Consider the following 14,402-nt stretch of genomic DNA (forward strand, 5'->3'; position numbering starts at 1 on the left):
CTGTCGTCGCTGGGTGACCGGTATGGGCAAGCTTGGGGCCGTGTCGGCGATCGTGCTGGTCTGTACCGCCGTCGTCGCGGGAGCAGGCGCCGTCGCGGGCGCCCAGACCGCCGGGAACGACGAGACGGCGACCGCCGACATCGAGGTCACCGACGCCGCGGTCGACCAGTCGACGGTGCAGTCGGGGGAGGCGGTCGGCGTGTCGGCGACACTCGAGAACACCGGCGACGCGAGCGGCAGCTTCACCGCCGAACTCCGGATCGACGGCGAGACCGTCGAGACCCAGCGCTCGGAGGTTGACGGCGGTGGGTCGACGGCGGTCGGGTTCAGCTACACTTTCCAGGAGGCAGGTGAGTACGATGTGGCCGTGAGCGGCACGCAAGCGGGAACCGTGACGGTCCGGGACCCGGCGACGTTCGACGTCGAGTCCGTCTCGGTGTCCGAGTCGACGGTCGAGACGGGCGAGCAGGTCGGGATCGACGTCACCGTCGCGAACACAGGGGATACGGCGGGCGAGACCGACGTCAGGCTAGCAGCGAACAGAGACCAGATCGGCTCCCGGACGGTCTCGGTCGCCAGCGGTGAGACGGAGACGGTCTCCTTCGAACAGACCTTCGAGGAGGCCGGGACCTACACGCTCACCGCCAACGGTCAGGCAGAGACCACGCTGACGGTCACCGAACCCGCGGCGTTCACGGTCGAGAGCGCCAGTCTGGGAACCTCCTCGGCCACGACCGGCGAGCCGGTCGAGGTGAGCGCGACCGTCGGCAACACCGGCACCGAGGCCGATGAGTTCACCGCCGAACTGCGGGTGGACGGCGAGGTCCGCGAGACGCGGTCCGTCGCACTCGACGGTGGCGAGACGACGACGGTCACGTTCACGCCGACGTTCGACGCGGCCGGCGACTACACGGTCGCTGTCGGAAACGCGTCGGCCGGCACGGTGACGGTCACGTCGCCGACCGAGAGCGACGGTGACAACGACGAGCCAAACAGCGGGTCCAGTGACCCCGCTGACGACGAGGACGATGCCGACGAGGGGGCGGACGACGCGACGGAGACCCGGACACTACAGGAGGAGACACCGCCTCCGGTCACGGGGCCGCCGACGGTCACGCGGGCGACGAGCGACGGGCGCGTCAGCCTCGGCATCGCCGACGTCCCGGCCGGGACGAGCGTCAGCGAGTCGCTGAACCTCTCGGTCGGCACGACGGAGTCGGTCGCGCTGTCGGCCGTCGAGCTCACGTTCGACACCGACACGCGACAGTTCAACGCCACGTTCGCAGCGCCGGACGACGGCCCGACGGTCCGCGACCGAACGCTGGGCTACGTCGTCGCCGACGCGACGGTGAACGGGTCGTCGGTGTCGGAGGTGCAGTACACCTTCGAGACGACCGCGGCGAGCGACGAAGGCGGGACCGTCCAGGTGTACCAGCGTGCGGACGACGGCTGGACGAAGGTCGAGACCACCCGAACCGGTACCACGGTCATCGCGACGACCACGGGGTTCGCACCGGTGGCCGTCGTCGCGTCGTCGACCGCCCCCCAGAAAGCGACCGACCCGACGGAAGACGCCAGTCAGCAGCCGGGCGAGACGAGCCAGCTGACTGTCACCTCGGCGACGGTCCCGGCCGACTTCGTCCGGCGCGGATACGACGCCACCGTCCGCGCCACCGTCGAGAACCCGACCGACAGCGCGGTGACCGAGACGCTCGCCGTGACCGTCGACGGAGAGCGAGTGACGACCCGGAGCGTGCAGGTCGACCCCGGCGAGCAGCGGACCGTCCGGATCGAGTTCCCGGCCACCGCGGGGAGCGTCAGGGTCGACGGCGTCTCGGCCGGGCAGGTGAGCACGCTTCCAGCGAACGGGACCGCCGAGACGACCAGCGGGAGCGGCCCCGGCTTCGGATGGGTGGCCGTCGTGGTCGCGCTGGGTCTGCTTCTCCTGTCGGGGGCGCGCCGGCAGTGAAACCTGCCGGGGAGAACCCAACGGTTTTTACTTGTCCGGTGGTCCGAACAGAGTGATGAATATTCTCGTCACCGGCGGCGCGGGCTTCATCGGTGGCCACCTCGCCGAGCGGTTCGCGGCGGACGGTCACGACGTCGTCGTGCTGGACAACTTCGACCCGTTCTACGCCATCGATATCAAGCGACACAACGTCGAGGCGGGACGACAGGCCGCCAGTGCGAGCGACGGGAGCTACGAACTCGTCGAGGGCGACGTCCGCGACGCCGACCTCGTCGCCGACCTCGTCGCCGGCGCCGACCACGTCTACCACCAGGCCGCACAGGCCGGCGTCAGACCGAGTGTCGAGGACCCCCGGAAGTACGACGAGGTCAACGTCGACGGGACGCTCAACCTGCTCGACGCCTGTCGCGACGAGGGGGTCGAGCGGTTCGTGATGGCCTCCTCGTCGTCGGTGTACGGCGTGCCCCAGTATCTCCCCTACGACGAGGAGCACCCGACGACGCCCGTCTCCCCCTACGGGGCGTCGAAGCTCGCCGCCGAGCGGTACGCCATCGCCTACAGCGAGGTGTACGACTTCCCCGCGGTCGCGCTGCGCTACTTCACCGTCTACGGCCCGCGGATGCGGCCGAACATGGCCATCTCGAACTTCGTCTCTCGGTGTCTCGACGGCGAGCCGCCGATCATCTACGGCGACGGGACCCAGACCCGGGACTTCACCTACATCGAGGACGTCGTCGAGGCGAACGTCACCCTGCTGGAGGAAGACGCCGCCGACGGCGAGGTCCTCAACGTCGGATCGACGGACAACATCGCGATCAAGGCGCTCGCCGAGGAGATCCGCGACCAGCTCGCGCCCGAACTGGAGTTGGTCTACGAGGCGCGCCACGACGCCGACGCCGAGCACACCCACGCCGACACGACCAAAGCGGGGGAGCTGCTCGGGTACGACCCCGACCACACGATCCGGGAGGGGGTCGGGAAGTTCGTGGAGTGGTACCGGGAGAACCGCGACTGGTACGAGCCGCTGGTCCGGGGTTCCTGACCGTCCGGGGCCGGGCACGCGACACGGCGCCACCGGTGACGGACGAGCACAGAACGGCTGGAGGCTGACCGCCGTCGGTAGCGAACGGAAGCCACATACCCCCGTCGGCCGTACCCGAGTCCGATGTGGCCCTGGGGACACGCCGCCGTCGGCTACCTCGTCTACTCGCTCGGCGTCCGGGCAGCCGGCCGGACGCCGCGGGACCGACCGGTGCTCGCGCTGGCGGTGGGCACCCAGTTCCCGGACCTCGTCGACAAGCCGCTGGGGTGGACGCTCGGCGTCCTGCCGGGCGGTCGGTCGCTGGCACACTCGCTGCTGACGCTGGCGGTGGTCGGGGTCGTGCTGGCCGCGCTCGTGCGACGGCTCGGCGGCCGCGACGTCGCCGTGTCGTTCGTCGTCGGGGCAGTCAGTCACACGCTCGCCGACGGGGTCTCGGCCGTCGTCGCCGGCGAGTACGGGCTGCTCACGTACCTGCTCTGGCCGGTGCTGGCGATGCCGGAGTACTCGACCGAGCCCAGTTTCGCCGCCCACCTCGCGACGCTCGGCCTGGACGGTGCGATGGCGGCGGAGCTGGCCCTCGTCGGCCTGGCCGTCGTCAGCTGGCAACTCGACGGCCGTCCGGGACTGGGCGCGCTCCGGGCGGTCGGGGACCGCTGGCGGTACTGGCGGTCGAGCGCCGAGTAGTCGGCGCTCGACGCCGTTTTCACGGACGATAGCCGGGGCGGTGGACTTATTTTCCGAGCTACGAGAGCGGTAGGTGATGAGGTCCGGGTGGCGATACCGGCTGACCGCCGCAGTCGGGACGGTGGTGTGGACGACCGCCGCCGTCTCGCTGGCCTACCACCCGCTGGTCCAGGCGGGCGTCGGCCTGCTGCCGGTCGTCGGGGACCTCCCGATCGAGTCCGCCACCCGGCAGGAACTCCTGCTGGAGATCGCCACCACGACGGCGGTCGTCGTCGCCGCCTTCGCGCCGCTGTACAAGCCCCAGCCGAGACGCATCCTCGACGTGTGGATGGCCGGGGTCAAGCGGACCGGCGTCGCCGTCCTGGCGCTGGCGACGGTCGGCTACTTCGACTACACCTACCAGCTCCCACGGTCGACGCTCATCGTCGCCGGAGCCACGCTCTGTACCTTCCTGCCGCTGTACTTCGTCGCCATCCGCCGGCGACCCGACAGCGGCGGCCGGACCGTCGTCGTCGGGGACTCGCCCGACCGGGTCGCGGACGTCCTCGAAGACGTCGAGGACGACGTGCTGGGCTACGTGGCTCCGTCGGTGAGTTCGGCCCGACAGCAAGACCGCCAGCTCCTCGCGGGAGCGACCGACGGCGGTCGGCCGGTCGGCCTGGCGGACGTGGACGTGCTGGGCGGCCTGCCGACGCTCGGAACGACGCTGGTCGACCACGACGTCGACACCGCCGTACTGGCGTTCGACCGCCCGGACAGGGCCGCCTTCTTCAGCGCGCTGACCGTCTGCCACGACCACGGCGTCACGGCGAAGGTCCACCGGGACTACGCCGACGCCGTCCTGACCCGCGACATCGGGACGGACCCGCTCGTCGAGGTGGACCTGAACCCGTGGGACGTCCAGGACCGCGTGTTCAAGCGTCTGTTCGACCTGACGTTCGCGGCGACCGCGCTGCTCGCGCTCTCGCCGGTCGTCCTGGCCGTCGCGGTCGCGATCAGACTCGACGACGGCGGCCCCGTGCTCTACCGACAGGAGCGGACCGCCACGCTCGGCGAGACGCTGACCGTCGCGAAGTTCCGGACGATGGTGCCCGACGCGGAGTCGGACTGCGGGGCGGTCGTCTCGCCGGCCGACGACGGCGGCGTCGACGCACGCGTCACCCGCGTCGGCCGCGTCCTCAGACCCACCCACCTCGACGAGGTTCCCCAGCTGTGGACGGTCCTGCGCGGCGAGATGAGCGTCGTCGGCCCGCGGCCCGAGCGCCCGGAGCTCGACGCCGACATCGAGACCGACCTCCACGAGTGGCGGAGCCGCTGGTTCGTCAAGCCCGGGCTGACCGGCCTCGCACAGATCCGTGACGTGACCGGCCACGAACCGCGGCGCAAGCTCCAGTGTGACATCGAGTACATCCGGAACCAGTCGGTGAGTTTCGACCTGAAGATCGTCGTCCGGCAGCTGTACCAGGTCGGGCAGGACGCGCTCCGAGTCCTCGACGGCACAGAGCGTCTCGGATAGCCGGGCAGTACACACCGTGGCGGACGCTACTCCCTGGGAGCCAGCCACGGGAACGACGCACCGGATGCCGATACGGCACCACTATGCCCCGCCGGCGCGTAGGAGGCTGCGGATGGGCGTCACCATCGAGGGACGGACGGGGCGAGCGCGCGTGTTCGAGGGAGTCGTCGTCCTCGTCCTGTTGGCGGCGTTCGAGCTGACGCAGGCGGGGACGAACTGGCTGGGAGTCGGGGCCGCCGCGACCGCGTTCGTCTGGCTCCGCCTCGCGATCGACTACCTTCGCCACCGCCTCCCGTACGGGTGAGAGCGGGCCGACCCTACTCCACGGTGACGCTCCTGGCGAGATTCCGCGGCTTGTCGATGTTCCGGCCCAGTATGTTCGCGACGTGGTACGAGACCAGCTGGAGGGGGGTTCGCAAGGGCGGCCGCCACCCGCTGGTGGGGCGCCGGAATCCAGCACGTGGTCGGCGTAGCGGGCGACGTCGCTCACTGTACCATCCGGGAAGATGTCGGGAGTTCGTCGGCTGGTGTATCAGTTGTAGTCTGCTCAGCTTCAACTCCGATTGAGATAGGCTCAGTATGATCGTAAAGTCCGAAGCTCGATTGCCGAATGGGTCCCCTGTCGGCGTCACCGTCGAATTGCGCTGTAGCCGACAGTTCGTGCCGGGGAGATGTCGCGTCTACCACTGGACACGCGGAGATACGTAAAGCGAATATATCAAATTGATATTACTTCGAGGCTGTTGTCGGCCCAATAACTCTCATCGATGGCGTTGACGGGATCGATGACTGTCTGACCATCGAGCTTCTCTGCAATCCAGGAGGGATCGATATCGGCAAACTCAGTATGTGCGGCACCGAAGATTACCGCGTCAGCACCCTCAATCGCCTCTTCAAGTGAGACGAGATTAAGGGTCGAGTCGGTGGCACGCGGGTCGTGGATAGCCACTGAACAACTGTCACGACCCCCGTCGGTTAGTTGAGGGGTCGCCTCTTTTCTATTGTCGACAAGACGAGCGATCTCCAGTCCGGGACTGTTCCGTGTATCACTGACGTTTCCTTTGTAGGTGATGCCGAGTACAGCGACCGTTTTGTCATCGAGTACGCCAACCTCTCTTTTCAATAATCTAATAATGTGTCTCGGCATTCGGTTATTTATATCACGGGCCGTTTCAATCAGGACTGTCTCATCTGAGCCATCACACAGGAACAACGGGTCAACAGGGAGGCAGTGACCACCTACGCCGGGCCCGGGATCAAGGATATTTACACGCGGATGATTATTCGCGAGGTCGATGGCCGATCTGCTATCAATATTATATTCGGCTGCCACAAGTGAGAGCGTGTTGGCGTATGCGATCTCAACGTCTCTGGCGGCATTTTGTGCCAGTTTTGCGAATTCTGCGGTCGTCGGATCAGGAGCAGCGTGAACTTCTCCACCCAGTATTGGTTCATAAAGTTCTCGGATGGCCGCAGTGGAGCGATCATCGATGCCGCCAATAATACGGTCGTTGTTCCGGAGTTCAGTTAGCGTGTTTCCCGGCATGATTGTTTCAGGGGTATAGCCGAGTCCGAACGCATCACCGTTTATTGTGCTCATATTCGAAAGAATGGGCTGCACGACCTCAACCGTCGTTCCGGGTGGAACCGTCGACTCCACGACGACTGTATCACCTTCCTGGAGGATACCCGATATGTTCTGAGCGGATGATCTGATATATGATAGATCGGCCTGTTCCTCGTTATCGTCGTAGGGTGTGGGAACACAGATTAGATGATAATCTGCTGGTTCGGGTTGTCGACTAGGTGTGAGTGAACCATCGAGCGCGTCCTGAATGTACGCCTCAAAATCAGATTCGCCGACTTCGGGCTCACCGAACTCCAGTTTTCCGATCAGCTCGTCGTCTGGATCAAAACCGATAACCTCGCGATCGTTGTTCGCAAACAGGGACGCGGTTGCCAGCCCAACGAAGCCAAGACCGTGGACGCAGATAGTCATAGGATACAACTGTCCCGGACTTTCTGACCGGTACAGACCTGACCAGTTGGAAATGATGGTTTCAGTGCCTGTAAATGGACAGTCTGTATTTCGAGCATCGCCTGAGAGGTGGGGGATATCAGACTTTGTTATGCAGAAGTTGTTTCGAATGTACAGATAGTCTGTATATTTCTACTGCCGCTTTGAATGTGGAGTAAGACCGGCTACGAGGCCGAGTTCATACCGAAGGTAAACCTATCTGAGTTAGCTGACTAGAGTCCGGATGCATCTATCGGTCGAGTGTCGCTGCACCCCGTCTGACTCGAAAGCGGGCGACAGCTCTGCTGCCGGTAGGGTCGCTCCGCCTCAATAAGGACCACCTTCCGGCCTCAGGTCGTCTAATAACAGCAATCGACGACCGTCCAGTCCAGGGAGTCTCAACTTCACGTACTGACGGACTCGCCGAATGAAGTCCGGCTACGAAGCAGCGCTGGGTATCAACGTAATCCTGTTCTCCCAGGCCGACACCGTATAGTTCTGCGGAACTTATCAATTCTCGTCTTGGAGCACTTTTCGATCCTAATCCACGAACATTCAAGTTATGTGATAGATATCGTGTGGACTCCGAATTACACAGCAGAACGTCTCTCGTCCCGTTTCTCGATTATGCCAACTGCTCCGAGCGATCGTTCGACGGTAGCTTCGCCCGTTGACCCCGACGCTGTCGACGGGTTCTGCTCAACTAGACAGTTTCTCGAAACCTCTCTTCTTGAGTTCTGGATGTCCTCTGTGCCGATTCGCGTATTGTATGGACGTTATTGTCATAACCTTTTATTTTATAATTTATAAATATATACCTGAAAATAGCTACCTAAAGTGGTGTGAGACGGGAACAGGCCATTTCTCACAGTATGCAGTAACTACTTATTGGCTGACACTGACGAGGAGAGGTTATGAGCGAGGCCCCGGTCAACGTCGTTTGGATAACGCTTGAGAGCGTTCGCGCAGCGAACGCGTCTGTGTGTGGATATGAGCGAGAAACGACACCGAATCTCCGTCGTATTGCCGAATCTGACGGTGGCGTGTCCTTCGAGAACTGTTTTTCGGGTTCGATATGGACGCCTGCTTCCAGTGCATCTCTTCTCACAGGTACACACCTGTTTGAGCACCGCGTCGGCTATGATGGGAAGGCGGAGGAACCGCTCCCATCAGAATTTGCTACGCTTCCAGGGTTACTCCGGGAGCGTGGTTACCGGACCGCTTGCCTCTCGCCGAACTCATATATCAGCGAGCCAACCGGTCTCGACAGGGGATTCGATAAGTTTCACCTCCTACTACAGCGGAAGGCACCGTTCGATGGGGAGACTGCCCTCCCGACTCTAAAGTATCTCCTCCGGTCACGAACGTATGGCCCTGGGTTTTCTTTGGATATCGACAAGCACAATCAGACCTATGTGATGCTCAAGACGCTCGAATCGTGGCTGGATTCGTTGGCGTCGGACCCTGCTCCGTTCTTCCTCTATGTCCACTGCCCGAATCCGCATCTTCCGTACACACCACCACAGAAGTGGATTGACAGCTTTACTGACGACATCACGCTCTCTCCGCGCGAGGCGCTCCAGCTCTCGCTGGACACATACGCTGATAGGGACCAGATGATTGGGAGTATCGCCAACGGGTGCCAGTTCACCGGGGACGAATGGGCGGCGTTACGAGCGATGTACGACGCCGAGATCGCGTATGCCGACGAGTTTGTGGGTTCGCTGTTCGACCGGGTTCGAGAATTGGACACGGGGAATACAATATTCGTGGTTACCGGAGATCACGGAGATCTGTTCGGAGAGCGTGGTCTCCTGGGTCACAATCTCGTTCTCCACGACCATCTGACGAACGTCCCGCTAATCATCCACGGCTTGGAAGGGGTCGAACGCGCCAGCGACTCTATGGTACAACACGTGGACATCACGCGAACTATAGCCGAGGCGCTCGGAGTCACTGACAAACAATTCAGCGGCGTCGACCTTCGTAACGGAGGACTGGAATACGCGATCAGTCAACGCGGCTTCGCACACTTTGATGAGTATTTGAATGCCAACCCGTCGTTCGACACGTCGCAGTTCCACAGTCAGCCGACGACTGCGCTCAGGTCTGACTCGTTCAAGTTTGTTAGGAGCGAGGACAAGTCGGCGCTTTACGAGCTGCCCGACGAGGATACCGACACCAGCGACGAGTACCCGGTTGTCCGCGATCGTTTCAACACCCGACTTGACGAGGCGCTCAATAGTATGACGTTCCGGGATGAGTCTGGCCGGGGCGCAGAATACACCGACGCGATGGAACAACAACTCTCGGATCTCGGTTACAAGTAGCAAGTTCCAAGTTGAGCGGCCCTTCGTGCCACTCACATCGGTAAGTCGGACAACGGCTCTATCTGACCGTCAACGGTCTCCACCGCTACCGGTAGACCGTCCTCAGTCTCGAGTTCGGCTCCCCCGCCACTGTCCGACGCAGTCAATAGGTAGCCGAGTGAAACAGGATGGTCTGTGGTCGGGTCTGCCCAGAGAGCGAACGTCGACCGCTCTTGCGCGATGCCAAACCGGGGATAGTACTCCTGGTTCTCAAGCGCGGTGTCGTCGAACGCTACGGCTCGTAGACGCAGTGAACGTGGTGCTGATTCCGCAGTGTTCTCGATTGGTACCTCGATGCGACCGTCGGATATATCGCCCGTGACCGAGACATCTGGATGGAAATGGAGCCGGCTGGTGACCGGTGTCGTCTCGGTGTCCGGACCACCAACTCGGTCCCAGACCAGCCACCAATCGTCCCCGGCGATAAAGAACCGACGGTGCCAGTAGTCTGCTGGTGCCCTCCTGGCAGTTTCATAGTACCCCTCAAACACGTCAACCTCGCCATATCGCACGTCAACGTCGGGGTCGGTTCGAGCCCCCATTAGGTATCGACCGCCGATCTCGATTGGATTTGATGTCCCGACCTGCACGGTGTTGTGTCCCTCAACCCCGCGTGCGTATTGGCGTCGGTTCCCCGCCGCATAGCTGTACGCGCCGGTGTCGGTAATCGTCCGTTGGCCACCGACCCAGAGGACGAAACTGAACAGGTCATTATGAGAGTGGCCCGGGAGGTGCGGAGGGCCGACCGCCCCCCCATCAACAAGCATTCGACCGGATCGGGTGTCGAGCCAACAGTATCCAGACGTCTCTGGGACCTCCTTACATTCGAGACGCACATCCGTCACAGGGACGCCGACTGCACTTGCGTAGTTTAGGCACGCGTCGAGCGGCAGCGCCTGTTCAAACACAGCGTCGTTGAAAAGCGGAATCCGATCGTCCGGTGGATGGATCGCCTGGAGGAACGCTGTCGTACGTCTGCTCGCGTCGCGCAACCAGTCCGGAACCGGTCTGTTACTGGCCGCCAGCAGCGTCCGCGACGCTAGTAGTCGCTCGGTCACTATCGCGTGGTACATCGGGCTCCGCTCAAAGTGACATCCGTCCGCGAGCAATTGTCGTTCTGTCGTACGTGAGAGAACGTCCTTACCTTGGTCGAGGAAATCCTGACCACTGTTGGGGAATAGGACGCCGGCACTGAGAAGCGCAGCACCGTTCTCAATTAGGTGGTTTCCACCGACACCCCACTCGACGTTATCGGACAGAAACAGCGCGTTCTTGAATAGTTCTTCGAGGAGCGGGCGTAACGTGTCGTATGAGCCTGTTGTAGACTCCTCTGCCTCAGCTCCCTCCTTCCAGGCTGCGTATCTTGCCCATATCTGGATCCTGAGCGAGACGGCCCAAGGCGTCCACGTCTTCCGAAGGTAGCCCGGCTCCCCAATATGCGTGGTTGCTATCCAGTCGTCCAACCACGCGTCAAACGTCTTGACCACCCCCGGAGGTGCTTCACCTGGCCCCTCAAACCCCAGAACCGCCCACTTGAGTGGTTCAAATGCGTATAATTTCAGCCGCCAGAGGGCCGGGACGTCGTCGAATCGAGTATCGAACCAATCTATCGCCTCGGCAGGCTGGACACGGATAGTCCGACCGATGAATTCCAGATCTCCGGCTGCCGCACGTCTTGCTCGCTCGCGGAACCGTTCGCGGGTGTCACTGGACAGGCTTGAGCGAATCTGTCTCAGATCAAACTCGAACGGATCGAGATCCACCACAGGGGCTGATGGTACGTCTAGCTCGTAGCGACTGTCAAGAGCGATCGGGAGCCGGGAAAGCAGGGACTCTCGGAACTTCCGCTTTCCCATACCGGCGATCTGAGCGTGCTCCATTCGCGCCAGCGTGTGTCCGTACAATCGGAGCTTTTTCTCACACATATGTCGTCAGCTTTCAGAGGGGGAATCTTGACCAGCGCGACCGCGACTGCTATTTTCAAACTGGTGCAACTCTTCACGGAGTCGACCTGCAATACGCTTCCTGTCATATCTGTCGCTGACGTATTGACGACCCTCGAGGCCCATTTGACTCCGCCGTTCATCGTCCTCGAGAAGTCCATCGAGCGCCGCCGCGATTGCTTCCGGTTCGGCTTCGGTGTGGATTCCGCCGCCCGACTCCCGAACGAACCGTTCAATTTCGCCGCGTCCGGTGACGAGTACCGGTAGCCCACAGGCGAGGTACTCGTAGAGTTTGGTCGGCACAGCATATCTGAGTTCGTCTGTTTCGCGCAGCGGTGCGAGCCCAACCTCGGCGTGGTTGAGAATGTCAGGGATTTCCTCTCGGTCAACAAGTCCGACAAACTCGACGCGGTCGGAGATGCCAAGTTCCTCGACCAGGGCTTCCAACTGAGACTTTGCATCACCATCGCCGACCAGTCGCAACACTGCGTCGTCTCGCGAGACGTGAGTCATCGCTCTGATACACGGTTCCAACGCCTGTGCACTGCCAAGGTTACCCGTGTACACGAGCACCGGTCCGCTGTCCTCACTATCACCGGTACTCGGTGAGGACTCCTGTGGGGCGAACGAGTCTATGTCAGCACCGTTGGGAACCTGACGCAGTTTCCCTTTCAGCTGTGTACCATAGGACTCGACTAGCGCCGCACCCAACGTCGGAGTCATCACCAAGATCCGGTCTGCAGTGTGCAACACGAACCACTGGAACCAGCGACTGATTTTAACCAGTATACTATCTTCGTCGATATATCCCAGCGAGACCGAATTGTCGATCCAGCGGTCGCGCACGTCGACAAAAACCGACTTTCCGAACACGCTGGCAGCGGCACCTGGAATTCCCGTGGTTATTGGAGGTGTCGACGTGAGAACGATGTCGAATGAACGGATGTTGAGTAGCAGCCAGAGGAGCGAGTGCAAGGCAAAGACCAGGTAATACAGCAGTCGGCGCGCAAGGGCGGGATTCTCCTGTCTCGGTTGATAAGTCCACAGTCTGACCACACGAACGCCATCGACGAATTCCTCGCTCGAACGCGTCCAAGACCACTCGAAGTTTCCTGGTGGGTAGCACGGTGTCGGTGCGAGAACCGTGACGGAGGTCTCCGAATCGACGAGATTCACGGACATATCGCTGATCCGTGAGGCGTTCCCACCTTTCTCCGGGGGGAACCGCTGGGTGACTACGACCACGTTGAGTGATTCTGGCATCGTCATCGGAGGAATTGGGCCAGGAGCGGTTCACTACCAGTCCCACCAGCCAGGACTTGCCAGAGCGTACTTACACCGGGCTTAGTCTGGAACAGCCACATTAAACACACGTGTACACCCGGGCAATTTGAATTAGTATAGGTGTCCTACTGCCAGTGGTTGGATGAGGATCACAGCTGGCGAATCGTCTTCCAGTAGCCTGCCTCGGCGTAGGGGGAGTCAGAGAACGATTACACACCAGAGAGCAGGACGAGCGCTGAGCTGTGGGAGTTCACCGTGTTTTCGCTGAAGTTCGCGGAGAGATATCCCCGTGCGGGTGGTCGTAGTCGTCGCAAACAGGCGGATCTGAAGCAGTCGGTTCGTTTCCGGATCGGCGGCGTACAGCTAGAGTTGCTTATCGTTGATGCGAATCCCCGTTTCGTCGAGCGTGACCTGATTCGGAGGTCGCTCAGATTCTGGCTGTAGATCGGCTTTCTGCACCCGACCGTGGATGGCTTGCCGCGACCGTTGGCAACCCCAGAGATCGAGCAGTTCGACGGTATTCGACAGCGACAGTCCCGAAACGTGTGATTGAATACCCAGCTTCATCGCCTGCCCGGGTGCCCGGTCGCGCTCCACAGAATCCAGATCAATCGACTCTCCACGACCGTTGGGGCGGGCGAGTTCTGCCATAGACCGCCAGGAAATTCTCCCGCCTCACGTTACGGTTAACTAAACGCTGCCCGTCTCGCCCTCACAAACACTATCGACAGAGGTGGAAACAATTTCGGCAGTACTCGGTCACCGTGTGTGAGGCTTCTATAGTTCCAATTTACTGACGCTGTCTGCGCCAGTGAGTTACCAACCCGGACACTCGTCCGGAGAATCGCATAAGTGTCCGACCAGTTCTGGCAGCTGCTACGACTGGCGTTCGTCCGAGGTAATTCCAAGGGTCGAAGAGCGGATTAACTACTCGGCGTAGTTTCTCTGTCTTCGAAATTCCCTCTTTGTCCCAGCAGTACGGCGCCTGACGTTCAAGTCTGTGCTGTTTCTTCCAGAAGTCCACTAGTGAGTCGGCATAGGGGTGATAGACGACGAGGTTTGGATCGTAGTATATATCAAATTCTTCGATGACCCGCCTGGCGAGGTCTTTTTCCTCGTGACCCCAGCCAATATTCTCGTCCCAGCCGCCGACTGCTTCGAACACCTCTTTCCTGACACCCATATTATTCCCCCAGAATCGGTCAACGTACCCTGGCTCGTCCCCGAAACTGTAGTGTCCCGTGAAGTGCGTGGCGAAGATGTCGTCTCTGGGATGTATGGTCCGCCCTGCGAAAGCCATTTCGGACTCCAAGATTTCAGCAGCCAGTGACAAATAGCCGGGTTCCACTTCCGAGTCGTCGTCCAGGAAAATAATCTTGTTCGCCTTGGCTCGCGCTATTCCTTCATTACGGGCTTTCGTCACCGGCTCATCATCACGGAGTATTAGCTCGTAGTCCTCGAACGAACACGCCCTGAGAGTCGACGTCACCGGGATCTCTTCTTCTGTCTGTAGCGTCGGAACGACGACAGTAAGTTCGGGCCGCATTCTCTGTCTCGCCACCGGTTTGTAATTCCTCT

10 protein-coding genes and 1 pseudogene are annotated in these 14,402 nt (G+C 61.4%); 6 read left to right on the plus strand and 5 right to left on the minus strand.

What is annotated here, in order from left to right:
- Positions 1-22: 22 nt before the first annotated feature.
- The 5 genes from P0592_RS03965 (at position 23) to P0592_RS03985 (ending at position 5,515) form a co-directional block, all read left to right on the plus strand.
- Positions 23-1,969 carry a CARDB domain-containing protein gene (locus P0592_RS03965; RefSeq protein ID WP_276272972.1) on the plus strand — a complete coding sequence of 649 codons (1,947 nt, stop codon included), beginning with the start codon at positions 23-25 and terminating at the stop codon, positions 1,967-1,969.
- Positions 1,970-2,024: 55 nt separating this feature from the next.
- On the plus strand, positions 2,025-3,011 hold the full coding sequence (locus P0592_RS03970) for an SDR family oxidoreductase (protein WP_276272973.1): 987 nt from the start codon (positions 2,025-2,027) through the stop codon (positions 3,009-3,011).
- A 123-nt stretch (positions 3,012-3,134) separates the two neighbouring features.
- Positions 3,135-3,695, plus strand: coding sequence for a metal-dependent hydrolase (locus P0592_RS03975; protein ID WP_276272974.1), 561 nt, complete (start codon positions 3,135-3,137; stop codon positions 3,693-3,695).
- Positions 3,696-3,771: 76 nt separating this feature from the next.
- The gene (locus P0592_RS03980; protein WP_276272975.1) at positions 3,772-5,211 is read left to right on the plus strand and encodes a sugar transferase; all 1,440 of its coding nucleotides are present in this window, start codon (positions 3,772-3,774) and stop codon (positions 5,209-5,211) included.
- A gap of 112 nt (positions 5,212-5,323) precedes the next feature.
- Positions 5,324-5,515: a hypothetical protein gene (locus P0592_RS03985; protein WP_276272976.1), complete on the plus strand. Its 192-nt coding sequence runs from the start codon at positions 5,324-5,326 to the stop codon at positions 5,513-5,515.
- Positions 5,516-5,929: 414 nt separating this feature from the next.
- Here the strand turns inward: P0592_RS03985 and P0592_RS03990 are convergent, their stop codons facing one another.
- On the minus strand, positions 5,930-7,210 hold the full coding sequence (locus P0592_RS03990; RefSeq protein WP_276272977.1) for a nucleotide sugar dehydrogenase: 1,281 nt from the start codon (positions 7,208-7,210) through the stop codon (positions 5,930-5,932).
- Between the two features lie 932 nt (positions 7,211-8,142).
- On the opposite strand from P0592_RS03990, the gene P0592_RS03995 reads away from it, so the two are divergent.
- The gene (locus tag P0592_RS03995) at positions 8,143-9,558 is read left to right on the plus strand and encodes a sulfatase (protein ID WP_276272978.1); all 1,416 of its coding nucleotides are present in this window, start codon (positions 8,143-8,145) and stop codon (positions 9,556-9,558) included.
- A 32-nt stretch (positions 9,559-9,590) separates the two neighbouring features.
- On the opposite strand, the gene P0592_RS04000 is transcribed toward P0592_RS03995, so the two are convergent.
- The 4 genes and pseudogenes from P0592_RS04000 to P0592_RS04015 all read right to left on the minus strand — a co-directional run bounded on the left by P0592_RS04000 (position 9,591) and on the right by P0592_RS04015 (position 14,370).
- A complete protein-coding gene (locus P0592_RS04000) occupies positions 9,591-11,522 on the minus strand; it encodes an alginate lyase family protein (RefSeq protein WP_276272979.1) in 1,932 nt (643 codons plus the stop codon).
- Positions 11,523-11,528: 6 nt separating this feature from the next.
- A complete protein-coding gene (locus P0592_RS04005; RefSeq protein WP_276272980.1) occupies positions 11,529-12,803 on the minus strand; it encodes a glycosyltransferase family 4 protein in 1,275 nt (424 codons plus the stop codon).
- 276 nt (positions 12,804-13,079) lie between these two features.
- Positions 13,080-13,475, minus strand: a pseudogene (locus P0592_RS04010) (IS6 family transposase); the annotation flags it as partial.
- A gap of 139 nt (positions 13,476-13,614) precedes the next feature.
- Positions 13,615-14,370, minus strand: coding sequence for a glycosyltransferase family 2 protein (locus P0592_RS04015; protein ID WP_276272981.1), 756 nt, complete (start codon positions 14,368-14,370; stop codon positions 13,615-13,617).
- Between the last annotated feature and the right edge of the window lie 32 nt (positions 14,371-14,402).

This window comes from Haloarcula litorea (assembly GCF_029338195.1).
GTDB lineage: Archaea > Halobacteriota > Halobacteria > Halobacteriales > Haloarculaceae > Haloarcula > Haloarcula litorea.